Source organism: Arthrobacter sp. MYb23, from assembly GCF_002979775.1.
Lineage (GTDB): Bacteria > Actinomycetota > Actinomycetes > Actinomycetales > Micrococcaceae > Arthrobacter.
Genome location: NZ_PCPR01000019.1, coordinates 79,685 through 100,946, shown reverse-complemented (window position 1 = coordinate 100,946; position 21,262 = coordinate 79,685). Strand labels below are relative to the sequence as shown.

General features: G+C 61.2%; 22 protein-coding genes, 1 tRNA gene and 1 other RNA gene. 13 read left to right on the top strand and 11 right to left on the bottom strand.

Going from position 1 to position 21,262, the window contains the following annotated elements; genetic code table 11:
• Nucleotides 1-13: 13 nt before the first annotated feature.
• Nucleotides 14-1,081 carry a D-2-hydroxyacid dehydrogenase gene (locus tag CQ020_RS17780; RefSeq protein WP_105693051.1) on the bottom strand — a complete coding sequence of 356 codons (1,068 nt, stop codon included), beginning with the start codon at nt 1,079-1,081 and terminating at the stop codon, nt 14-16.
• Nucleotides 1,082-1,151: 70 nt separating this feature from the next.
• On the opposite strand from CQ020_RS17780, the gene CQ020_RS17775 reads away from it, so the two are divergent.
• Genes CQ020_RS17775 through CQ020_RS17765 form a run of 3 tightly spaced genes read left to right on the top strand, consistent with a single transcriptional unit; the run spans nt 1,152 to nt 3,933 of the window.
• Nucleotides 1,152-2,060: an NAD(P)-dependent oxidoreductase gene (locus CQ020_RS17775; RefSeq protein WP_105693050.1), complete on the top strand. Its 909-nt coding sequence runs from the start codon at nt 1,152-1,154 to the stop codon at nt 2,058-2,060.
• 53 nt (nt 2,061-2,113) lie between these two features.
• Nucleotides 2,114-2,884, top strand: a complete 771-nt coding sequence (locus tag CQ020_RS17770) for an SDR family oxidoreductase (protein ID WP_105693049.1) — start codon at nt 2,114-2,116, stop codon at nt 2,882-2,884.
• A complete protein-coding gene (locus CQ020_RS17765) occupies nt 2,884-3,933 on the top strand; it encodes an L-idonate 5-dehydrogenase (protein ID WP_105693048.1) in 1,050 nt (349 codons plus the stop codon). Before CQ020_RS17770 ends, CQ020_RS17765 begins: the two co-directional genes overlap by 1 nt.
• A gap of 4 nt (nt 3,934-3,937) precedes the next feature.
• On the opposite strand, the gene CQ020_RS17760 is transcribed toward CQ020_RS17765, so the two are convergent.
• Nucleotides 3,938-4,666, bottom strand: a complete 729-nt coding sequence (locus tag CQ020_RS17760) for a FadR/GntR family transcriptional regulator (RefSeq protein ID WP_024817125.1) — start codon at nt 4,664-4,666, stop codon at nt 3,938-3,940.
• 210 nt (nt 4,667-4,876) lie between these two features.
• Between CQ020_RS17760 and gndA the strand changes: the two genes are divergently transcribed.
• Both gndA and CQ020_RS17750 read left to right on the top strand, forming a co-directional pair.
• On the top strand, nt 4,877-6,313 hold the full coding sequence (gndA, locus tag CQ020_RS17755; RefSeq protein WP_105693047.1) for an NADP-dependent phosphogluconate dehydrogenase: 1,437 nt from the start codon (nt 4,877-4,879) through the stop codon (nt 6,311-6,313).
• Nucleotides 6,314-6,432: 119 nt separating this feature from the next.
• Nucleotides 6,433-7,272, top strand: coding sequence for an oxidoreductase (locus CQ020_RS17750; RefSeq protein WP_105693046.1), 840 nt, complete (start codon nt 6,433-6,435; stop codon nt 7,270-7,272).
• On the opposite strand, the gene epsC is transcribed toward CQ020_RS17750, so the two are convergent.
• The 3 genes from epsC to msrA all read right to left on the bottom strand — a co-directional run bounded on the left by epsC (nt 7,269) and on the right by msrA (nt 9,421).
• Entirely contained in the window at nt 7,269-7,853 is a 585-nt protein-coding gene (gene epsC, locus CQ020_RS17745; RefSeq protein WP_024817122.1) for a serine O-acetyltransferase EpsC, read from the bottom strand. The two genes, CQ020_RS17750 and epsC, sit on opposite strands and share 4 nt — an antisense overlap.
• A 41-nt stretch (nt 7,854-7,894) precedes the next feature.
• Nucleotides 7,895-8,830, bottom strand: a complete 936-nt coding sequence (cysK, locus tag CQ020_RS17740) for a cysteine synthase A (RefSeq protein WP_024817121.1) — start codon at nt 8,828-8,830, stop codon at nt 7,895-7,897.
• Nucleotides 8,831-8,896: 66 nt separating this feature from the next.
• Nucleotides 8,897-9,421, bottom strand: a complete 525-nt coding sequence (gene msrA / locus CQ020_RS17735; protein WP_105693045.1) for a peptide-methionine (S)-S-oxide reductase MsrA — start codon at nt 9,419-9,421, stop codon at nt 8,897-8,899.
• A gap of 145 nt (nt 9,422-9,566) precedes the next feature.
• Here msrA and CQ020_RS17730 point away from each other — a divergent pair, with 145 nt between their 5' ends.
• Both CQ020_RS17730 and CQ020_RS17725 read left to right on the top strand, forming a co-directional pair.
• The gene (locus CQ020_RS17730; RefSeq protein ID WP_105693044.1) at nt 9,567-10,478 is read left to right on the top strand and encodes a Nif3-like dinuclear metal center hexameric protein; all 912 of its coding nucleotides are present in this window, start codon (nt 9,567-9,569) and stop codon (nt 10,476-10,478) included.
• A gap of 88 nt (nt 10,479-10,566) precedes the next feature.
• Nucleotides 10,567-11,304, top strand: coding sequence for a zinc ribbon domain-containing protein (locus CQ020_RS17725; RefSeq protein ID WP_105693043.1), 738 nt, complete (start codon nt 10,567-10,569; stop codon nt 11,302-11,304).
• 30 nt (nt 11,305-11,334) lie between these two features.
• Here the strand turns inward: CQ020_RS17725 and CQ020_RS17720 are convergent, their stop codons facing one another.
• Nucleotides 11,335-12,099 (bottom strand): YaaA family protein, encoded by a 765-nt coding sequence (locus CQ020_RS17720; protein ID WP_105693042.1) that lies wholly within the window; start codon nt 12,097-12,099, stop codon nt 11,335-11,337.
• Between the two features lie 58 nt (nt 12,100-12,157).
• Here CQ020_RS17720 and rnpB point away from each other — a divergent pair.
• The 4 genes from rnpB to CQ020_RS17700 all read left to right on the top strand — a co-directional run bounded on the left by rnpB (nt 12,158) and on the right by CQ020_RS17700 (nt 15,544).
• Nucleotides 12,158-12,550, top strand: an RNA gene (gene rnpB / locus CQ020_RS17715) — RNase P RNA component class A.
• A gap of 264 nt (nt 12,551-12,814) precedes the next feature.
• Nucleotides 12,815-14,302: a glyceraldehyde-3-phosphate dehydrogenase gene (locus CQ020_RS17710; RefSeq protein WP_105693041.1), complete on the top strand. Its 1,488-nt coding sequence runs from the start codon at nt 12,815-12,817 to the stop codon at nt 14,300-14,302.
• A gap of 73 nt (nt 14,303-14,375) precedes the next feature.
• Nucleotides 14,376-14,585, top strand: coding sequence for a hypothetical protein (locus CQ020_RS17705; protein WP_105693040.1), 210 nt, complete (start codon nt 14,376-14,378; stop codon nt 14,583-14,585).
• A 158-nt stretch (nt 14,586-14,743) separates the two neighbouring features.
• Entirely contained in the window at nt 14,744-15,544 is an 801-nt protein-coding gene (locus CQ020_RS17700) for an HNH endonuclease family protein (protein WP_105693039.1), read from the top strand.
• Here CQ020_RS17700 and CQ020_RS17695 read toward each other — a convergent pair.
• The 4 genes from CQ020_RS17695 to orn all read right to left on the bottom strand — a co-directional run bounded on the left by CQ020_RS17695 (nt 15,529) and on the right by orn (nt 17,966).
• The gene (locus CQ020_RS17695; protein ID WP_105693038.1) at nt 15,529-16,395 is read right to left on the bottom strand and encodes an acyltransferase domain-containing protein; all 867 of its coding nucleotides are present in this window, start codon (nt 16,393-16,395) and stop codon (nt 15,529-15,531) included. The genes CQ020_RS17700 and CQ020_RS17695 overlap by 16 nt on opposite strands.
• A 3-nt stretch (nt 16,396-16,398) precedes the next feature.
• Complete coding sequence (gene def, locus CQ020_RS17690; RefSeq protein ID WP_024817041.1) at nt 16,399-16,971, bottom strand: peptide deformylase; 573 nt, start codon at nt 16,969-16,971, stop codon at nt 16,399-16,401.
• Between the two features lie 151 nt (nt 16,972-17,122).
• Nucleotides 17,123-17,198, bottom strand: a tRNA-His gene (locus CQ020_RS17685).
• Nucleotides 17,199-17,330: 132 nt separating this feature from the next.
• Nucleotides 17,331-17,966 carry an oligoribonuclease gene (gene orn, locus CQ020_RS17680; protein WP_105693037.1) on the bottom strand — a complete coding sequence of 212 codons (636 nt, stop codon included), beginning with the start codon at nt 17,964-17,966 and terminating at the stop codon, nt 17,331-17,333.
• A gap of 147 nt (nt 17,967-18,113) precedes the next feature.
• Between orn and mptB the strand changes: the two genes are divergently transcribed.
• On the top strand, nt 18,114-19,670 hold the full coding sequence (mptB, locus tag CQ020_RS17675) for a polyprenol phosphomannose-dependent alpha 1,6 mannosyltransferase MptB (RefSeq protein WP_105693063.1): 1,557 nt from the start codon (nt 18,114-18,116) through the stop codon (nt 19,668-19,670).
• A 34-nt stretch (nt 19,671-19,704) separates the two neighbouring features.
• On the opposite strand, the gene CQ020_RS17670 is transcribed toward mptB, so the two are convergent.
• The gene (locus CQ020_RS17670) at nt 19,705-20,391 is read right to left on the bottom strand and encodes a DNA alkylation repair protein (protein ID WP_105693036.1); all 687 of its coding nucleotides are present in this window, start codon (nt 20,389-20,391) and stop codon (nt 19,705-19,707) included.
• A gap of 100 nt (nt 20,392-20,491) precedes the next feature.
• On the opposite strand from CQ020_RS17670, the gene map reads away from it, so the two are divergent.
• Nucleotides 20,492-21,259 carry a type I methionyl aminopeptidase gene (gene map / locus CQ020_RS17665; RefSeq protein ID WP_105693035.1) on the top strand — a complete coding sequence of 256 codons (768 nt, stop codon included), beginning with the start codon at nt 20,492-20,494 and terminating at the stop codon, nt 21,257-21,259.
• Nucleotides 21,260-21,262: the final 3 nt, after the last annotated feature.

The following is a 21,262-nucleotide window of genomic DNA, read 5'->3' as shown; positions in this document are numbered from 1 at the left end:
GCTGTATGGAGGCTTAGTAGAAGTGGATCGGATCAACCAAATGGGGCAATTCGCCACCGTCCAAGAAGGTCCGCAGGTTGCCGCAGAAGCGTTCTGTGATGAGCCGGTTTTCGGCGGCGCTCAGTGCTGAGGTGTGCGGTGACACAAGGACCTTGGGGTGACTCCACAGGGGGCTGTCCTGGGGGAGCGGCTCCACGGCGAAAACGTCCAGGCAGGCGTAGGAAACCTGGCCGTTGTTCAGCGCCTCCAGTAGAGCGTCTTCATCCACTACGGTTCCGCGGCCCACGTTGACGAAGACGGTTCCCGGTTTCATGGCGGAGAAGATTTCCTTGTTGAACAGCTTCTCTGTGTACGGCGTGCCGGGCAGTGTGTTGACCACCGCGTCCGCCTCGGCCAGCAGGCCAGGCAGGCCATCGTTGTCGGTGACTTCGTCGATCCCTTCGATGGCTTCAACGTTGCGCTTGGTTCCGCTGACTTTCATCCCCAACGCCCGGGCGATTCGGGCGGTTTCCATGCCGATTTCACCGAGACCCGTGATGACCACTTTTGATCCGTTGGCCAGTTTGGTGGGCGTCCTCAGCTCGGGCCACACCTTGGAGGCTTGGTCGTGTGCCATTTCTGCGCTGCGCTTGAAGCCGTTAAGGATGCCGAAGGCTGAAAACTCTGCCAGCGGCAGCGCGTGGACACCCGCGGACGTTGTCACACGGAACTTCTGCAGGGTTTCGGTGTCGAGTCCGGAAGCCTTCACCGCGCCACCGGCACCTGCCGCCATGGCGTGGATCCATTGAAGGTGGGGGTTGCTGCCGGCGATGCGCGCCAGTCCGGCCGGGCTTTCGTTGGGGAAGCCGTACAGGATCTGGGCCCGGTTCAGCATGTCCCAGTAGCGTTCCTCCTGCTCCGGTGTGCGCTTGAATCCGGGATCACCGGCGTGGTCGGCCGGGAAGCGTTCCGGCGGAAGAAGCTCGGGTTCGTAGAGAACTGTTACGGAAGGATCTACGGCGCGGATCAGCTCTACATGCTCGGCTTCGAGGGGTACAGCGATGGCGATGGTAAGTTCATCAGTCGTCATAGTGTTCATCATACTGAATGGAGGCTAGGATATTGAACAGAATTCGCGAAGATGACCACAAAGAAGTGAGGTATTACCTGCCATGACAAGCACACGCGTCGGCTTTGTTGGCTTGGGTCTCATGGGAGCGCCCATGGCCTCAAACATCGCAAAGGCCGGTTGGAACGTCACCGCCTGGAACCGCTCCGGTGCCGCCTTTGAAGGCTTGGCCGTCCAGCGTGCAGCCAGCGTCGCCGAACTGCGCAACGAGGACGCCATAATCTTCATGCTCCCCGACCTCCCCTTTATCGAGGAGGCTTCGACTGACTTGCTTGAGTCCTGGCGGAGCAATCCGCCGAAGCCGGGTACCGCCGTCGTTATCATGAGCAGCGTTTCCCCCACAGCGGTCCAGCAATTCGGCGAAACTGTTCAGCAGGCAACCGGCGGCAATGCGGTGGTGGTGGATGCGCCGGTCAGCGGCGGCACCGCGGGTGCGCAAAGCGGAACCCTTGCCATCATGGTGGGAGCGACCCAAAGCCAGTTCGAAACGCTGAGCCCGCTGCTCGGCACCATGGGAACCACAGTGCGGCGCATGGGGCCGCTTGGATCGGGGTCGCTCGCCAAAGCCTGCAACCAGCTCATTGTGGGAACCACGACGGCGGCCCTCGCCGAAGCAGCCGAACTCGCCGAACGCTCCGGCATGGAGGTGAAGGCCCTCTTCGAGGTCCTCTCCGGAGGGCTTGCCGGAAGCAAGGTGCTGGACAATGTTGGCCCCCGGCTGGCCGCCAAGGATTATGCCCCCACCGGGCCGGCAAAGTTCATGCACAAGGACCTGGGCTTCGTGGTGTCCAGCGCGGAAGCTGTTGGTTCCGCCGTTCCCATGGCGTCGGCGGCGATTGACCTGTACGCCGAACTCAAGCGCCAAGGCCTGGGTGATCACGACCTCGCCGTCGTCCGGCAAGCCATCGCAAACCTCAGCCACGCATCTGCCGCATCAGCCAGCACCAATTGAACCGGCAGCAGTAACTGAACCGGCCCAACCGAAGAAGGAATGAAAAACAGACTATGAGTGGACTTTTTGATCTGACCGGGCGGGTTGCCTTGGTCACTGGTTCCAGCCGCGGGATTGGTAACGCCCTGGCCAGGGGGCTGGCAGACGCAGGCGCCACGGTGGTGTTGAACGGCATCAGTCCGGACCGTCTCGAAGCAGCCCAGCAGGCCATGGAGGTTGACTATCCGCAAGGGCGGGTCCGCAGCCGCGCGTTCGACGTCACCGATGCCACGGCCGCGGCTGACGGAGTGGCCTGGATCGAGGAGAACGTCGGGCCGCTGGACATCCTGGTGAATAACGCCGGAATCCAGCACCGTGTGCCCATGCTGGACCTGGACGTCAAGGACTGGGACCGTGTCATCACCACAAACCTGACCAGCGCCTTCCTGGTGGGCAGGGAAGTGGCAAGGCACATGATCCCCCGGGGACAAGGGAAGATCATCAACATCTGTTCGGTCCAGACAGACTTGGCCCGCCCCACCATCGCTCCCTACGTGGCGTCGAAGGGTGCGCTCCGTAACCTGACCCGCGCCATGACCGCAGAGTGGGCGGCCAGCGGCTTGCAGATCAACGGCATCGCGCCGGGGTACATCCATACGGAAATGACGCAGAACCTGGTGGACGATCCCGATTTCAATTCCTGGATCCTCGGCCGGACGCCGGCCAACCGTTGGGGAACAGTGGCCGATCTGGCCGGGCCGGCCGTATGGCTCGCCTCGCAAGCGTCCAATTTTGTGAACGGTCAGACGATCTTCGTCGACGGCGGAATGACGGTGGTGGTCTGATGAGCATCACCCTCCCCACTTCAGGTCCAGCTGTGGTTGCCCACGGCAAGGGCGACCTCCGCATCGAAGACATCCCACTCTCCACGCCCGCTTCCGACGAATCGATCGTGGAGATCGCCTACGGCGGCATCTGCGGTTCGGACCTTCACTACTGGTTGCACGGAGCAGCCGGGGAGTCCATCCTCAAGGAACCCATGGTCCTTGGGCACGAAATTGTTGGCGTTGTGGTCCAGCAGGCAGCCGATGGTACGGGCCCCGCAGCTGGAACGCCTGTGGCCGTCCACCCTGCCACGCCGGCCGCCGGAGATGTCAGATACCCCGAGGACCGGCCCAACCTCTCTCCGGGCTGCACGTATCTGGGCAGTGCTGCACGGTACCCCCACACGGATGGCGCTTTCAGCCGCTATGCCAACCTGCCGGCCAGGATGCTGCGCCCGCTGCCGGAGAACTTGGAGCTTCGCACCGCTGCGCTCGTGGAGCCTGCCAGTGTCGCCTGGCATGCCGTGGGCCGTGCGGGCGATGTCGTGGGAAAGACCGCCTTGGTGATTGGCAGCGGCCCTATCGGCGCACTCGCCGTCGCCGTTCTCAAGCGGGCCGGAGCGGCCCGGATCGTCGCCGTCGACATGCATGACAAGCCCTTGGAAATTGCCCGTGCCGTAGGCGCCGACGAGGTCCTCAAGGGAGATGACGCCGAGGCCATTGCGGCAGTGGACGCCGACGTCGTCATTGAATCCTCGGGAAGCCATTTCGGCCTTGCCTCGGCCATCAAGGGCGCCACCCGCGGCGGCAAAGTGGTGATGGTGGGGCTTCTGCCCTCAGGACCCCAGCCGGTCTTCATCTCCCTTGCCATCACCCGGGAGTTGGAGCTGCTGGGCTCGTTCCGCTTCAATGACGAGATCGACGATGTCATTGCTGCCTTGGCCGACGGTTCGTTGTTTGTGGACCCCGTGGTGACGCACGAGTTTGAGCTCTCCCAGGGGTTGGAAGCTTTTGACGTTGCGAAGAACTCGGCCGAATCCGGCAAGGTGCTGCTGAACTTCCAGCAGTAACCAATCAGTTCTTAGCGACGGGGACGAACACGCGGGGCTGGTCATTCCAGCTGGGAGCCAGCTCCGCAATGGTCTGCCGCATGATTTTGGCGGCGGCATCGCGGGCGAGGGAGCCGTCTCCCGCATCTATCGCGTGGGCCACGTCCATATGCCACTGGAGCGCCTGCTTCTGGGGGTGCTCGGGCATCAGCCCGTGGACGGTTCTGCCAGTGAGGGTCTCTGTGACCTGGCCTATCAGGTTGGCGAACATTTCGTTGCCGGAGCCGGAGAGGACCAGCGCATGGAACCGGATATCGAGGTCAAGGAACCGGGCCATGTCACCGGCATCGCCGGCTTCCTTCATGGCCAGGGAGATGCCCACCAACTCCTGCCGAAGACTTTCCGGGGCGTTCCCTGCTGCCAGTTCCGCCGCAACCGGCTCGACGGCGGAACGCAGCTCAGCCAGCGACCTCAACTGGGCGCCCCGCCCCTCGCCGGCCAGCCGCCAACGAATCACCAAAGGATCGAAAGGGTTCCAGCGATGTGCAGGCAACACACGGATACCCACTCGCTTGATGGTCTCCACAAGCCCCAGCGACTGCAGAACACGGACGGCTTCACGGACCACGGAGCGCGAGACGTTGAGCTCGTCTTCCAAATGCTCGGCCAGCATGACATGGCCCGTGGGAAGGGCACCGCCGACGATTCTGGTGCCCAAGTGCTCTACGGCGCGGTGGTGGAGGCTGGTTGACATAGAGGTAAGCATAGTGGCGCGGCACCGTCAGGTGCGCAGAGGAATCCGGGGCGGCATCATAGACTGTTTATGACGCGGCACCGTTCCAAAACGTGGGCGCCGCTTTCCCGCACCTGGCTTAAATACGTATGGTTTATTACAGCCCCTGGTTTTGAAATCGCTTCCTGCGTGTCCGCAGGACTGTTTGTATACGAACGAATTGGAGTTTTGATGTCAGCACACATCGGTGTCACCGGCCTTGCGGTGATGGGCGCCAACCTGGCCCGCAACCTCGCCCGTAACGGCTTCACGGTGGCTCTCCACAACCGCTCCGTGGAAAAGACTGACGCCCTGCTCGAAAAGCACGGCACGGACGGCGACTTCATCCGCACGGAAACGCTGCAGGAACTCGTAGACTCCCTCGAAAAGCCCCGCCGCGTCCTGATCATGGTCAAGGCTGGCGCTCCCGTTGACAACGTGATCGAGCAGCTCGAGCCGTTGCTTGAGGCCGGGGACATCATCATTGACGCCGGTAACTCGCACTATGAGGACACCCGCCGCCGGGAAGCCGCGCTGGCCAAGAAGGACCTGCACTTCGTTGGCGTCGGTGTTTCCGGTGGCGAAGAGGGCGCCCTGAACGGCCCCTCCATCATGCCCGGCGGCTCCCGTGAGTCCTACGACGCCCTCGGCCCGCTGCTTGAGAAGATTTCCGCGAAGGTCGACGGCGAACCGTGCTGCGCATGGATCGGCACCGACGGTGCCGGTCACTTCGTCAAGATGGTCCACAACGGTATCGAATATGCCGACATGCAGGTCATCGGTGAAGCGTTCGACCTCCTCCGCTCCGGCGCCGGCATTGAGCCTGCAGAGCAGTCCAAGATCTTCGCTGAGTGGAACAAGGGCGATCTGTCCTCCTTCCTGATCGAAATCTCCGCCGAGGTCCTTGGCCACGTTGACGCCAAGACCGGCAAGCCGTTCGTGGACGTTGTGGTTGATGCTGCAGGGCAGAAGGGCACGGGCCGCTGGACGGTCATCTCCGCGCTGGAACTGGGTTCCCCGGTCTCCGGCATCGCTGAGTCTGTGTTTGCCCGTGCGCTGTCCTCCCAGACCGAGCAGCGCAAGCTTGGCCAGGAACTGCTCGCCGGTGAAGAAGCCACGGTGGAAATCCCCGAGACGTTCGTTGAGGACGTCCGCCAGGCACTGTACGCCTCCAAGCTGGTCTCTTACGCCCAGGGCCTGGACATGCTGACCTCCGCTGCCAAGGAATACGGCTGGGACCTCAAGCTGGACGAGATCGCGTCGCTGTGGCGTGCCGGCTGCATCATCCGCGCAGAACTCCTCAAGGACATCACCCAGGCCTACGCCGCTGAGGAGAAGCCCGCAAACCTGCTGTTCGCACCGGCCTTCACCAAGGCAATCGCCGAGGCACTCCCGGCATGGCGCCGCGTGGTGGCCACAGCAGTCCAGCTGGGCATCCCGGTACCGGTGTTCTCCTCCTCCCTGGCCTACTACGACGGCCTGCGCCGCAAGCGCGTTGCCGCTGCCTTGATCCAAGGACAGCGCGACCTCTTCGGTGCACACACCTACGGTCGCGTGGACACCGAGGGCACGTTCCACACCCTCTGGGGCGAAGACAAGTCGGAAATCTCGGCAGTCGACACCCACTAGCAACAGTTCCCGTCAAAGGCCGGTTCCACCCAGTTACGCTGGGGTGGGCCGGCCTTTGCCGTGTCCGAAGTCTTGCTTTACCTCACTGAATGGCTATACCTAACTGAAGGAGACCAGCCATGGCAGCCCGTGTTGCGCTTGTCACCGGGGCCTCCACCGGCATCGGTTTTGAAACGACCATCGCCCTTAGAGCGGCCGGGTTTACGGTCTACGCGGGTGCACGCCGTGTAGGCAAGATGGAGTCGCTGAAGCAACACGGGATCGCTGTCCTGTCTTTGGACGTCACCTCGGAGAAATCGATGACGTCCGCGGTGGCGTTGATCGAAGCGGCCCATGGACGGATTGACGTGCTGGTCAACAACGCCGGCTACGGTTCCTATGGCTCGCTGGAGGAAGTTCCGCTGGCTGAGGGAAGGCGACAGTTTGACGTCAATGTCATGGGCCTGGCAAGGATGACCCAATTGGTGATTCCCGGCATGCGCAGGGCGGGATCAGGCCGGATCATCAACATCACCTCAATAGGCGGCAAAATCTATGAGCCGTTGGGCGCGTGGTACCACGGCACCAAGTTTGCGGTGGAGGGAATGAGCGATTCCCTGCGCCTGGAACTGAAGCCCCACGGAATCGACGTCGTCATTGTTGAACCGTCGGGAACAGATAGTGAGTGGGGCGGCATAGCGGGGGAGGGCCTGTTGATGGCCTCGGGCAGTGGGCCGTACAGGGAACAAGCTCATATTGTGGCGGCCGCGTTGGCATCGACGTCCGGAACCGGCCATGTGTTGTCTACGCCGGCAGCGGTTGTAGCAAGAGCCATTGTTCGCGCCGCAACGGCAAAACGCCCCAGGACCCGTTACCCGGTGGGCAGGGGTGCCTGGAGCGTCCTGGCAATGCGCAGAATTCTTCCGGACCGCGCCTTCGATTTCGTCTTTTGGAACTTCTACCGAAGGCTTGCCGGCTAGATCCGGTATTCGATGTAGTACTCCGCCGGATCCACGGCCGGTTTGGTTTCGGATCGGGCATCGCGGTGCCGCCAGGTGGCGGGAATGCCCGTGATGATGGACTCCGCTGGTGCGTCCTTGACCACCACGGCATTGGCGCCGATCGCGCTGCCGGCGCCGATGGTGATGGGGCCCAGGACCTTTGCACCGGCACCGATCGTGACGCGGTCACCGATGGTTGGGTGACGCTTGACCTTGGCCAGCGAACGGCCGCCGAGCGTTACGCCGTGATAGATCATCACATCCTCACCGATCTCGGCGGTCTCACCAATCACTACTCCCATGCCGTGATCAATGAAGAACCGCCGGCCAATGGTTGCACCGGGATGGATTTCGATGCCGGTCAGGAATCTTGCCAGCTGGGAAATCAGGCGGGCTGGAAAACGCAGCGCCGGATTCTGCCAGAGCCGATGCGTTATCCGATGAGCCCAGATGGCGTGCAGGCCGGAGTAGGCGAAAAAGTTCTCAAAAGAGCCTCGAGCCGCCGGGTCGTGGGACCGGGCGGCATCGAGGTCTTCCTTAAGCCTTGCGAAGAAGCTCACAAAGACCTTTCTACAGGAAATGAAGTCGTTCCGGCGTTGTGTTAGCCGCGGATGTCGTCGAACAGCACGGTGGAGATGTAACGCTCTCCGAAGTCACAAACGACGGCAACGATCAGCTTGCCCGCGTTCTCAGGGCGCTTAGCCAATTCAAGGGCACCCCACACAATGGCACCGGAGGAAATGCCGCCCAGGATACCTTCACGTGCGCCGAGTTCACGGGCTACGCGGACCGAGTCTTCCAGGGTGGCGTCAAGGACTTCGTCGTAGACGTTGGTGTCCAGGATTTCAGGAACAAAGTTGGCGCCGATGCCCTGGATCTTGTGCGGGCCAGGGGCTCCACCGTTGAGGATCGCCGAATCTTTGGGCTCGATGGCGACAATCTGCACACCGGGCTTGCGCTCTTTAAGGACCTGACCAACACCTGTGATGGTGCCGCCGGTACCTACGCCGGCAACAAAGATATCTACTTCACCGTCGGTGTCTTCCCAGACCTCTTCGGCAGTGGTGGCGCGGTGAATCGCAGGGTTGGCCTCGTTGGCGAACTGCTGCGCCCAGATGGAGTTCTCCGTGTTGGCGACGATTTCCTGTGCCTTCTCGACGGCGCCGCGCATGCCTTCGGAGCCGGGCGTCAGGACGATTTCGGCACCGTAAGCACGCAACATCACGCGGCGCTCGGTGGACATGGTCTCAGGCATGGTCAGGATGACCTTGTAGCCGCGTGCTGCACCCACCAGGGCAAGTGCGATGCCGGTGTTACCCGAAGTGCCCTCGACGATGGTTCCACCTGGCTTCAAGGCGCCGGACTTCTCGGCAGCATCAATGATGGCCACGCCGATGCGGTCCTTGACGCTGTTGGCCGGGTTGTAGAACTCGAGCTTGACTGCAACGGTGGCGTCGAGGCCCTCGGTGAGCCGGTTCAAACGAACCAGCGGAGTCCGGCCGACCAGCTGCGTGACGTCGTCGTAGATCCTTGCCATGAAAATTACGCCTATCTCTGAAGAGGGAATGCTGAGGTCAGCCTAACCAGCGGGATCGAAACCCTGCTAAGCAATAAGCCATGCAGAGTAATATTTCCGGGCCTTAGCCAACTTCGGGTTGATGATCACCTGGCAATACCCCTGATAAGGGAACTTTGCATAGTAATTCTGGTGGACTTCCTCGGCCTCATGAAACTCGGGAAGTCGGCTGACCTCGGTCACAATCGGATCGGACCAGAGGGACTGGGCGCGTTCGATTGCTTCCTCGAACAACACCTTTTCCTCCGTGGTTGTGTAGAACATTGATGAACGGTACTGGGTGCCCACGTCATAACCCTGGCGATTCAACGTGGTGGGATCGTGGAGGGCAAAGAACATGTCCAGGATGACTTCTTCCGGAACGACCGTTTCATCGAAGGTCACAGCCACAACTTCCGCGTGGCCAGTGGTTCCGGAACATACCTCGTAGTAATCGGGATTGCGGACGTGGCCGCCGGTGTAGCCGGACACCACCGAGCTCACGCCGCGGGTCTTCTGGTAAACGGCATCAAGGCACCAGAAGCAGCCGCCGCCAAGTACGAAAGTTTTCATGTTCTCTTCAATGGATCGGAGGGCTTGATGATTCCCGTTTCACCTTACGGGAGAATTACGGCACCGGGGAGGTGCCACGGAGCGGCACATACCTGATGAGGGCTCAGTAGGGAAGAAATCCGGCTCAGTAGGGAAGAATAAGAGCATGGAAGCAGTAAACACCCACATCTCTGATGTGGATTCCGTCGAAGAGGACGAAACAGCGGACGCCAGCGGTGATCCCACGCTCGGCCAGGTTTTGCTGGCCGTCGAGGAACTATGGCCCGAGTCACTGGCTGAAGACTGGGATGAGGTGGGTCTTGTTGTAGGCCGCCCCAATGTTCCCGTCACCAAAGTTCTCTTCGCCGTGGATCCCACGCTGGCCGTGATCGATGAGGCCGTGGAGTGGGGAGCGGACCTGCTGATCACCCATCACCCACTGCTTCTCAAGGGGGTGAACTCCGTGGCAGCCACGTCAGCGAAGGGACTTGCCGTGCACCGGCTGATAGAGGCCGGGACAGGGCTGTTGACCGTGCATACCAACGGAGATTCAGCCGTTGGTGGAGTTTCCGACGTCCTGGCTGACGCCTTCGGCCTGGAGAACGTCACACCCTTGACTCCGGCAAGCAACGGCTTGCCCGAGGAGGGTATTGGCAGGGTAGGGGACCTTCCTGACCTTGAAACGCTCGGTGATTTCGCTGCGCGGGTCTTTGAAATGCTGCCCGCCGTCGCAGGCGGAGTCCGGGTAGCCGGAGACAAAGACGGCCTGGTCCGGCGCGTTGCCGTGTGCGGTGGAGCCGGGGACAGCTTGTTCGATGCCGTTCGCGCCAGCAACGCTGATGTGTACGTCACAGCAGACATGCGTCACCACCCTGCATCCGAAGCCCGCGAAGGCGCCACCAATGGCAGGCCCTATTTGATTGACGTCTCGCACTTTGCCAGTGAATGGCTATGGCTGCCTGCTGCCGCTGAAGCGTTGGGCAATGTGCTCGCGGACCAAGGCTACGACGTCGAGATCCGTGTCAGCGGAACCAACAGCGATCCTTGGGACTTCATACTCACTCCCGGCGGGGACTAGAGTCTAGAAAGATATGGACAGCCCTGACGGATAGCGGCGGTTCGGCCGGACCTGATCCCCAGGCCGGTGGCTAACAGCGGAGGTAAGCGTGGCGAAAGCAGCACCGGCAGAACAATTGAAATTGCTTGAACTGCAGGGACTGGATGCCAAGCTCAGGTCACTTGCCGGCCGCCGGAAGGTTCTGGAAACGGATCCACGCATCACCGACCTCACGGACGCGCTGAGCGTGGCCAACGGTGAGCTTGGCGCGGCCAAGGTTGCCGTCCATGATGCCGAAACCGAACTTCGGCGTGCGGAGGCCGACGTGGAGCAGGTAGCCACCCGTATTCAACGCGACGAGACCCGGCTCAACAGCGGCACCGGTCTGTCCAAGGATCTGGTGGCCTTGCAGAGCGATATTGCTTCCCTCAACAAGCGTCGCTCTGACCTGGAAGATGTTGAGCTCGAAATTCTTGAACGCCTGGATACTTTGCGGGGGCGTCAGGCCGCTCAGCAGTCGATCGTTGACGACATCCAGGGTTCTTTTGGCAGCATCCGAGCTGAACTGGATGAAGCTATTGCCGAGATCGCGGCAGAAGAAACGGTGGTTCGGGGGCAGCGCGCGGCTTTCGCTGAATCCCTGGACGCGGGAATTCTTGCCATCTACGAAAAGACCATTGCCAAGCGTGGAGTCGGTGCAGCCCGTCTGTTCCATGGCAAGTCCGAAGGTTCCGGCATGATGCTCAGTCCAGGCGACCTCGCCGAAGTCAAAGCAGCAGCGGAGGACGATATTGTCTTTTGCCCGGATTCAGGTGTCATCCTGGTCCGTTCGGCGGAGTGGAACTGACGCAGCCCGGCTTAGCTTACAGCGGCAAGGTCAGCTGGACAGGATGACGTTGAGCGCGTGCGGCTTGCGGGCCGTACCCTCAACGAGTTCCGTCCTCCAGATTTCGCGCGCAGCCTTCAGGAGCTGCTCAGGCGTTGCCGGCGCCTTGCCGCGCCGGGTCAGCAAGTGCCGCGCCAGTTCGCCGCGGGTGTGCTTGGCGAAATGACTGACCACCGTGCGCTTGCCGTTCGCCTCGTTGAAGACGTTGACATTGACTGTCTGCGACGCCGGGGGAGCCCAGGCTGCGGCGTAGGTGCTGGAACGGCAGTCCACCAAAAGGTTGCCTTCGGCGCGTGAGGCGAGGGCGGCGTTAAGCTGCGGCTTCCAGTAAGAGGCGAGACGGCCGACGTCCTGCAGTGCGGTTCCCATGGACAACCGGTAGGCAGGTACGTGGTCGCCAAAGCCGATGGCACCCCAGAGCGCGGAAACCACCAGGATGGACTCGTTGGCCTTGCGGCGCTGTGTCGACGTCATGCTGTTGTAACCCAAGGCGTCGTACAGGACCCCCGAATAGACCTGATGCGCGGGAGCGGCCGGCTCGGCATGCAGCCGGGTATTGCGTTCGACGTCGTCCCTCAGGGAGGCGCCGACCCCCAGCAACGCGAGGGCGTCCTCGTGCGCGCTCACCGTCCCCAGCGCTTCGAGCACCTTGGCCCGGTAGGGGTTCAGTTCAGGAAAGCTGAGCCCATCCCAGTCGATGGAGGGGCCGTTGGCAGCGGGGGTCTTGCCTTCGGAAGGCGGCAGCAGAATCAGCACCAGTCGATATTACCGCCGGACTTTGGCACGTCCCGACGCCGGTAGACTGGACAGCGGATGGGTCGACCAGGCGGTCGCGCGTCACGAAAGTGGCTCGAGGAACGTCCGGGCTCCGCAGGGCAGGGTGGTGGGTAACGCCCACTCGGGGTAACCCGCAGGCCAGTGCCACAGAGAACAGACCGCCTGCGTCCGGTGATGTTTTGCATCGCAGGTCAGCAGGTAAGGGTGAAACGGTGGTGTAAGAGACCACCAGCTCCCTGGGTGACCGGGGAGGCTAGGTAAACCCCACCCGGAGCAAGGCCAGACAGGACACGTTTGAGGGCTGCTCGCCCGAGTGTCCGGGTAGGCTGCTGGAGGGCGTCGGCAACGGCGTCCGTAGATGGATGGCCGCTACTCCCTTGCTGGTAACAGCAGGGGATGACAGAACCCGGCGTATCGGTCGACCCATCCATTTATGACCGCCTGAAAACCGGCGTGTGAGTGATTTCACGCCTTCGAGGGGCCTGGGCAGCTTCCTTCCGCCCTAGAATAGTTACTGAACGTAGATGTTCTGCCGCCGGGACTGCGTTCGCAGCCGGCGGATTTTTCTTTGCTCTCGTTCAAGGCGCTGTGGGTGGACCGAAGCCCGCCGGCGCATGTGCCGCAGGACTACTCCGGGCGGCCGCTGCCATCTGCATACGAGGACGTATGTGGTTGACCCAAGGAAGGTAGTTCTGTGAGCCAGACGTCAGATTCTTGTCTTGATAAGTGGATGGGCCGGGAGGCTCTCGCCGAGGCCATGATTCCGGTAATCGGCCGGTTGTACCGGGAAAATAATGTGGTCACGAGCATCCACGGCCGGAGCCTGATCAACAAGTCCACCATGAACATCCTGAAGGCCCACCGTTTTGCGCGCCGGATGAGCAACCACGAACTGCTGCTCGAAGAGACCGCACCGCTGTTGAACGCGCTCTCTGAGTTGGAACTCGGCGCAGCCGCCATTGATATTGCACGCTTGACCGAGAAGTTCCGGGCCGAAGGCAACGGCGCTTCGCTGGATGAATACCTGCGTGCCGAGCTCGCAGAGATCGTGGGAAAGCGTGGCGCTGACGACCGCACCAGCACCGACGTCGTGCTGTACGGATTTGGCCGCATCGGCCGTCTCCTGGCCCGCATCCTGATTGAGAAGGCCGGCGGCGGACACGGGCTGCGCCTCCGTGCGATCGTTGTGCGCAAGGGCTCTGATAACGACCTCGTGAAGCGTGCCTCCCTGCTCCGCCGTGACTCCGTGCACGGCTCCTTCGAAGGCACCATCCGGGTGGACGAAGAAGCCAACACCATTACCGCCAACGGCGTACAGATCCAGGTCATCTACTCGGACAACCCGGCCACAGTGGACTACACCGCTTTTGGCATCAAGGATGCCTTGGTAGTGGACAACACCGGCCGCTGGCGCGACGCCGATGGGCTTTCCCAGCACCTGCAAAGCAAGGGCGCAGCACGCGTGCTGCTCACTGCGCCGGGCAAGGGCGAACTCAAGAACATTGTTCACGGCATCAATCACCGCGACATCTCCGATGACGACAAGATCGTCACCGCAGCGTCCTGCACCACCAACGCGATTACGCCGGTGCTCAAGGCCATCAACGACAAATTCGGCATCATTCACGGCCACGTGGAGACGGTCCACTCCTTCACGAATGACCAGAACCTGATTGACAACTTCCACAAGGGAGATCGCCGCGGACGTTCCGCAGCGCTGAACATGGTCATCACGGAGACCGGTGCCGCGAAGGCCGTTGCCAAGGCGCTTCCTCAACTGCAGGGCAAGCTCACGGGCAATGCCATCCGCGTACCCACCCCGGATGTCTCCATGGCTATCCTGAACCTCAACCTTGAGAAGGGCACCACCCGGGATGAAGTCAACGACTTCCTCCGCGAAATGTCCTTGCACTCGGACCTCCGCAAGCAGATCGATTACATCGACTCTCCGGATGTTGTCTCCACCGACTTCGTTGGCTCACGCCGCGCGGGCATTGTTGATGGCCTCGCAACGATTGCCAACGACAAGAACCTCGTTCTGTATGTTTGGTACGACAATGAGTTCGGCTACTCCTGCCAGGTTGTTCGTGTGATGGAGGAGATGGCCGGTGTGAACCCGCCGTCATTCCCCGCACGTGACGTGGTTGCTCCCATCGCCGTACTTGAGGCGGCTGGAGCCTAGAAACTCCGAAGTATCCGCAGGTTTCCCGGCTGGGTCACTGGCATCAGCCGGGAAACCTGACCAAAATGGGGTCATGGAAAACGAATCGACGTTGGAACATGAAACCACCCTTGAACACGCCTTGGACGTAGCAAAGGCCAATCACAAGCAAGCCCAAAAACTTCTGGAGCAAGCCATCGCAGCCAACGCGTCCGGTGACGTCACCGACCAGCGCGTAGAGCAGTTGCGCGGCCTCCTCACAGTGGCAACGGAAGACCTGCAGCGTGTGATGCGGGAGCAATAAGCCGGCGGAGCCTGCCGCCTCCACCGAGATACTCCATGCCCGCCGTGAGACTTGTCCTCAACACTGTGACTTGTCCTCCACACTGTGGATATTGGCTCTGACTGTCGGTGCCTTGTCCTACGCTCGTAGGACATTGCTTTCCCTCTGGATGGAGTCTTTTGAGTACCACTTGGTCTGCCTATAAACGCGCCCGCAGACGGTCAAGGCAAGCGTGGGCCATTCTTGGATTGGCCGCTGCAACAGTCGTAGCAGGGCTCTCTTGGTTCTTCACCACCGGACAGTTCACCGCCGCAGATCCGTGGGCGGCAGGCCCCAGCGAAGCCCCCGTTTTCAATCCTGGCTGGATGAAACCACTGCGGGGGGCGGCACCTGTTGCCCCTGAGAAGGCAAGCGATGCGTTGGAACGGCTCACGGTCAAGGGACGGGCGGCGAAGTCGGACTACGACAGGGCCGCCTTCGGCCAAGCTTGGGCAGACGCAGACCGCAATGGGTGCGATACCCGAAACGACATTCTGCGCAGGGACCTTTCCGCGGTCGAATTCACGGAGGGATCATCCTGTAAGGTCTCCGGCGGTAGCTTTCACGAACCCTACACAGGGGCGCAGGTAACTTTTCGAAGAGGCCAGGACACCAGTGCTGCCGTACAAATCGATCACGTGGTTGCCCTCGCCGACGCCTGGCAAAAGGGCGCCCAGCAGCTCACTGTCCAGCAGCGGCAAATGTTCGCGAACGACCCCCTGAACCTGATCGCTGCCGACGGCCCCGCCAATGTAAAGAAAGGCGCGGGAGACGCGGCCACCTGGCTGCCCGCCAACAAGAACTTCCGCTGCCACTATGTCGCCCGGCAAGTCTCCGTGAAAGCTGCCTACCAACTCTGGATCACTCAGGCCGAAAAGGACGCCATGAAGAGGGTTTTGTCTTCCTGCCCGGAACAGCAAACCATCTACAGCTTCAGGTGACCGTGCCCAAGCTGCCAGGTGCCGCCGTCGTCGATCCGCTCCAGGACCACGCGCTGCAGTGAGGTTTCCCGTGGCAGCTTATCCAAACCCTCGAGTCCCCGCTGCCTGAAGGTGAAGTAGATGGCGTCGGTAGGAGCATCAGAGCAGCGGTCCAGCGTGAAGCGCCGCGCGAAAGACGCGATGTTGCTCTCAGGCAGGCGCTCTACCAGATACGGGTCCAGCATCCATGAATCGCAGGTGGCTATGCGGGCGGGCTTGTCAGGAAAAGACTGCGTGAAGAAGGATCTGGCCTCCGCGAAACTGGCATCCACCAAGTCAGGGGAGAGGCCACCGTCTTCGGGGATATGGACGCCAAGAACCCAGTCCGAGTCCTGGCCTTCGGCAGGCACCAGGTGGAACTGCAGGCGGCCCAGCCGGAACAGATTTCCGGCCATATGCAGGGTCAGCCAGGCCCAGGTATCCAGTCCAAACTGACCGTGGACCCGCCGGTTGATCCGGAGCTGTAGACCCAGGTCTGCCAGGGATGCCGCCGATACCGCTGAGTCGATTCCAAGATCCAGATGGTAAGCGTGGACTGACGGGGCGAACCGGAGGAGCGCTTCGATCCAGACAGTCTCCACGGCGCCGTCATTGTGCTCAGTGGTCTCCTCCTGCACAGTGCTCTTAGCCTGCACAGCGCTGTCCACCCGAATGCTGTCTGCCGGAAAGGTCCCGAGCCTCTCCCGCAGTGCAGTCATCGCACGCAGGACGGGCTCATCCGGAGGCGTGTCCAGGAGATGCGCACACTCAGCAGCGTCTTCGCCGGTGATATCCAGGAGCGTGAACAGCTCCGCATGAGGGCTGGCGGCCACGGCTCAGTGTCCGAACGGATCGGGATCGACACCAGGCATCCAGGTCAGGCCGGGCACGCCCCAACCGTTCCTCTTGGCCTGCTTGAGTGCCTTTTTTGAGTAGCGGTCCACCAGGCGGTTGACATACAGTTTGCCGTCCAGGTGGTCGAACTCATGCTGCAGGATTCTGGCGAACCATCCTGTTGCCTCAAAATCCAGCGGATTGCCGTCACCGTCGAAGCCTTGAACCCGAGTCCATTCAGCGCGCTGCAACGGATAATATTCGCCCGGAAAGGAGAGGCATCCTTCAACGTGTTCGTCGGGGTCGGGAAGGGCCCCGGAAACCTTGGAAAGCGTCAGCACAGGGTTGACCACTACGCCCTGCTCAGGAACGTCGTCGTCGTTGGCGTATTTGTAGACGAAGAGGCGCTTGCCCACGCCGATCTGCGGGGCGGCGAGCCCAACCCCGTTGGCGGCATCATTTGTCTCGAACATGTCCGCGATCAAGCCGCGGAGTTCGTCGTCGAAAGCTTCCACCTCGCTTGCCCGGCGGTGCAACACGGGTTCGCCCCAGATGGTGACTGGCAGGACGGTCATCTCAGTAATTCCTTCGTCTAGCGCTGTAGTCCGGTGGCGGCCAGCTCGGGGCCGCGGTCCGACTTCTTGGGCCCGCCCGGGGTTAAAAGCAAAGGCCGCACCGGGTAACCGGTGCGGCCTTTGTGGAAACCGGCTCTGGAGCCAATCTCGGTGGGGTGAGCTACGGGGGTTGAACCCGCGACCTCCTGGACCACAACCAGGCGCTCTGCCAACTGAGCTAAGCCCACCATGTGCCTTTTTGGGTTGAACCGTTTGACCGGCTTTCCTTCGAGGCAACGACAAATAGCTTACCTGCTGTTTTGGGCTGCAATGTCCACTTTTGCCGGTTTTAGCGAAAAAACCTCAAAAAATGGTGCAGATCACACCCTTTCGCTGGATCCCAGGGTCTCGGCAGTGGCAATGATGTCCTTGGAAATCCGCTGGGCCGTGGCGGTGTCCGGTCCCGGCGCCGGAACAAAAACTGCCTGGCGGTAGTACCGGAGCTCGTCAATGGAGTCCTTAATGTCGCCCAACGCGCGGTGGCCACCATGCTTGGCGGGGGACTGGAAGTACGCACGCGGGAACCAGCGGCGTGAGAGTTCCTTGATGGTGCTGACGTCGATGACGCGGTAGTGAAGGTGTTCCACAATGTTGGGCATGTCCCTGGCCAGGAACATCCTGTCCGTTCCCACGGAGTTTCCGCCCAAGGGGGCCTTGCGGGGATCCGGAACCCACTTCTCGATGTACTCGAGGACCTGTGCCTCTGCCTCGGCCATGGTCTTTCCCTGGGGGAGCTCGTCCAAGAGCTTGGAGCGGGTGTGCATGTCCCGCACAAAGTCGTTCATTTGCTCCAGCGCAGCGTCGTCGGGCTTGATGACGACATCTACGCCGTCGCCCAGAATGTTGAGCTCGGAATCCGTCACCAACGCGGCAACCTCGATCAAGGCGTCGTTTATGAGGTCCAAGCCGGTCATTTCGCAGTCGATCCAGACGATGCGTTCATTAGTAATAGGCACGCGCCCAGCCTATCGCTCAGTAGCTTCCAAGTGCTCCGATGGTACGATTTTTGAGCGCGGCAGTGTCGTTTATTCCTGTTGCCGAAAGCCCCCATGACGCAGAATTTTGACCCGAACACAGCGGGTGAACGATTGGATGACGACCACATGACGGTGCCAGTACCCGCCGCCCAGTTGGCAGGGGCAGCAACGCCGTCAGCCGACGCTGTAGCCGGCGAGGTAGATAACGCACGTTCGCCATTGATCGCCGGCTTCATTGGTTCGATGTTCATGGTGTTCGGCTCGTTGGGCGTTGGCTGGCTTGCCCCGGTCTCTGAACTCCGTCGTTTACCTCTCTTTATCTGGATGCGCACCGAAGGCGTGGGCGTTGGCCTGTCCATTGTGTTGTTGGCCATCGGTGGCATGCTGCTGGTCCGCGCCTGGCTTCGGCTGGGCCAACGTGTCCGGGTGTGGGGATTGGAAGCCCGAAAGGCGACGCTGCAGGCCGTAGCGGCCTGGGGTTTGCCCATGATGTTCACTGTTCCCCTCTTCAGCAGGGACGTCTACGCCTACATCGGTCAAGGCCGGTTGATGGTGGAAGGCATAAATCCCTATGAGAACGGGATTTCAGCCCTGCCCAACTACTTCCAGCTTGGCGCTGACAAGATGTGGACAGAGGCGCCGGTTCCCTACGGCCAGTTGTTCCTGTGGATTGAGCAGTTTGTGGTGTGGGTAACCAATGTGCAGCCCGAAGCAAGCATTATGCTTTTCCGGCTTGTTGCTGCAGCGGGCGTCGTCCTCTGCATCATTTATGTGCCCAAGCTGGCAGAGCTCCACGGCGTGAATCCGCACAGGGCATTGTGGCTGACAGCTGCCAATCCGCTCTTCCTCACCAACTTCATTGCCAGTGTCCACAACGACGCCTTGATGATCGGGCTGGCACTGGCCGGCCTCTACTACTGCGCAACCCGCCGTGTCATTCAGGGGCTGGTGCTGGTTACGCTCTCCGTTTCGATTAAGCCAATCACCGTTGTTTTCCTCCCCTTTATTGGACTTTTGTGGGCCGGCAAGCATGCCTCATGGCCGCGCAAATTCCTCTACTGGTTCCTCACTGCGGCTCTGAGCTTTGGTCTTCTCTACGCCTTGAGCCTGGTCAACGGTTTCGGATTCGGTTGGATCAACGGCCTGTCAGCTCCCGGCAGCGTGTGGATCTGGTATGCACCCGTTGGTCTCATCGGAATGGTTGTCGCCCTGATCTTCAACGCCTTTGGCTTGGATGGCTGGGCCTTGGCGAAATGGGTTTACGACGCCGGCAAGGTGCTGATGGTTGCAGCAGTGGCTTGGCTGATTTTCCGGGGCGACTACGATCGCCTGATGCGCCGCCTTACCCTGGCGTTTGCTGTTATTGTCCTTCTCGCCCCCATGATCCAGTCGTGGTACGTGGTGTGGTTGATACCGCTTTTTGCTGTGACCGGTATCCGCAACGACTGGCAAGTCAAGGCGCTCTACTTCATCGTTTCGTTCTTCATGGTCTACGCGATCTCGGACCAGCTGGACGTTTTTCCTTATCTTCAGAGCGAAGACCTGGGACTAGCCCTCATTTTGGCCCGTTACGGTGCCGCCCTCATTGCGCTCTTGTTCGCCATTTACCTGATCTTCGTGGACCCGAAGACAAAGGGCTTGTTCCGTGTGCGGGACGAAGCGGGGTTGCGTCCTATTATCTAGGGTCCTTCTTTGGCCGGGCCCACGTCGTTTACCCTTAGCTGGACGGCAACAGCCGCAGGGCTTCGCGGGTGGATAACGGACTCAGGGCGTCCGCGTTGCGGGAAGCGAATGCCCTGACCCACGCAGGGTCCGTTTTGCTGTACTCGCGCAGCGCCCATCCAATGGCCTTACGAATGAAGAATTCGTTGTCAGCGAGATTTGAGGAGATCACTGCTGCCAGGAGGCCTGCATCAGTCTTTGACTTGGCTCCCAGTTGTGCAGTGATAGCCGCGCGACGGACCCACATGTCATCATCCTTGGCCCATTGAAGAAGAACCGGTGCCATGGTGGATCGGTGGGCGAGAAGGAGCCCACAGATCCGGTGCGCGACTCCGTCCACGAGGTCCCACCAAGCTCCTGTCCGAATAATCTCCTCGTAGACGGACAACATTTGCAGGTCATCCTTGACCATTCGCAGGCCCGTCAGGTCGATGGCTGCGTACCGCTCTTCACGGGCCTCAGCATGACGCCACAGCTCAAGTACGGCGTTTCGCAGGTCATCTGGTGACGTCACCGGGAACTGTTTCGCTGCCGCCTTCACAATTCTGCGTACCTCTGGAACGCGGACACCCAAAGAGGGCATCTCCGATTTCATGTACGCCTGGGCCCCAAGTCCCCGCGTTGCGTCAGCGGCTGAATGGAGACCAGACCGGATGGAGTGCACCAGGACATTGTTGGTCATGCCATAACTCTAGGGCGGGTATTGGGCCAGCAGGGTTCCAACGATGACCGTCGGCCCCGCGGGCCTCGCTCCCGCTGAAGGGCAGCCGTAGAGTGGGCGTATGTCGATGCTGAAATCACCGGACCAGATTGCGATGATGCGTGAGGCCGGCCGCATTGTGGCCAATGCACTGTCCGCCGTGCGGGAGCAGGCTGCCGTGGGCATTTCGCTTAAGGAGCTCGACGACGTCGCAGCAGCCGTGATCTCCGACGCCGGAGCCAAGCCCGCCTTCCTCGATTACCATCCGCGGTGGGCGGCAGTTCCGTTCCCGGGCGTGATTTGTACCAGCGTCAACGACGCCGTGGTCCACGGGATCCCCAATGGATACGTTCTGGAGGACGGCGATCTGCTCAGCGTTGATTGCGGCGCTTTCCTGGAAGGCTGGTGTGGTGATGCGGCCGTCAGCTTTGTTGTAGGCACCGCTGACCCGGAGGACCAGGACCTGGTGGAAGCCACAGAGGCGGCACTCGCGCGCGGCATCGACGCAGCCCGTGTCGGCAACAAGATGGGTGACCTTGCCTATGCAATCGGCGGTGAGGCGAAACGCGCGGGCTTTGGGTTGTTGGCTGATCATGGTGGGCATGGCATCGGCCGGACAATGCATGCCGAGCCTCCCGTTCCCAACCTGGGCCGGCCTGGCCGGGGCATGAAGCTCGAAGCCGGTCTGGTCATTGCCATTGAACCCATGTTGATACTGGGCGGCAAGGACGACTATTACCACGACGAGGACGAATGGACTCTTCGTTCAGCAAACGGCCGACGCGCCGCCCACAGTGAACACACCATAGCTATCACCGCGGAGGGGCCGGTCATCCTGACGCTGCCGTAAGCG

Coding starts and splice junctions, on each gene's coding strand:
- CQ020_RS17730 (WP_105693044.1), top strand. CDS start 9,567: ATGGAAGCAGTAAACACCCACATCTCTGATGTGGATTCCGTCGAAGAG.
- mptB (WP_105693063.1), top strand. CDS start 18,114: ATGACGGTGCCAGTACCCGCCGCCCAGTTGGCAGGGGCAGCAACGCCG.
- CQ020_RS17775 (WP_105693050.1), top strand. CDS start 1,152: ATGACAAGCACACGCGTCGGCTTTGTTGGCTTGGGTCTCATGGGAGCG.
- msrA (WP_105693045.1), bottom strand. CDS start 9,421: ATGAAAACTTTCGTACTTGGCGGCGGCTGCTTCTGGTGCCTTGATGCC.
- CQ020_RS17765 (WP_105693048.1), top strand. CDS start 2,884: ATGAGCATCACCCTCCCCACTTCAGGTCCAGCTGTGGTTGCCCACGGC.
- cysK (WP_024817121.1), bottom strand. CDS start 8,830: ATGGCAAGGATCTACGACGACGTCACGCAGCTGGTCGGCCGGACTCCG.
- CQ020_RS17705 (WP_105693040.1), top strand. CDS start 14,376: ATGGAAAACGAATCGACGTTGGAACATGAAACCACCCTTGAACACGCC.
- CQ020_RS17770 (WP_105693049.1), top strand. CDS start 2,114: ATGAGTGGACTTTTTGATCTGACCGGGCGGGTTGCCTTGGTCACTGGT.
- CQ020_RS17780 (WP_105693051.1), bottom strand. CDS start 1,081: ATGATGAACACTATGACGACTGATGAACTTACCATCGCCATCGCTGTA.
- gndA (WP_105693047.1), top strand. CDS start 4,877: ATGTCAGCACACATCGGTGTCACCGGCCTTGCGGTGATGGGCGCCAAC.
- CQ020_RS17670 (WP_105693036.1), bottom strand. CDS start 20,391: ATGACCAACAATGTCCTGGTGCACTCCATCCGGTCTGGTCTCCATTCA.
- map (WP_105693035.1), top strand. CDS start 20,492: ATGTCGATGCTGAAATCACCGGACCAGATTGCGATGATGCGTGAGGCC.
- def (WP_024817041.1), bottom strand. CDS start 16,971: ATGACCGTCCTGCCAGTCACCATCTGGGGCGAACCCGTGTTGCACCGC.
- CQ020_RS17750 (WP_105693046.1), top strand. CDS start 6,433: ATGGCAGCCCGTGTTGCGCTTGTCACCGGGGCCTCCACCGGCATCGGT.
- CQ020_RS17760 (WP_024817125.1), bottom strand. CDS start 4,666: ATGTCAACCAGCCTCCACCACCGCGCCGTAGAGCACTTGGGCACCAGA.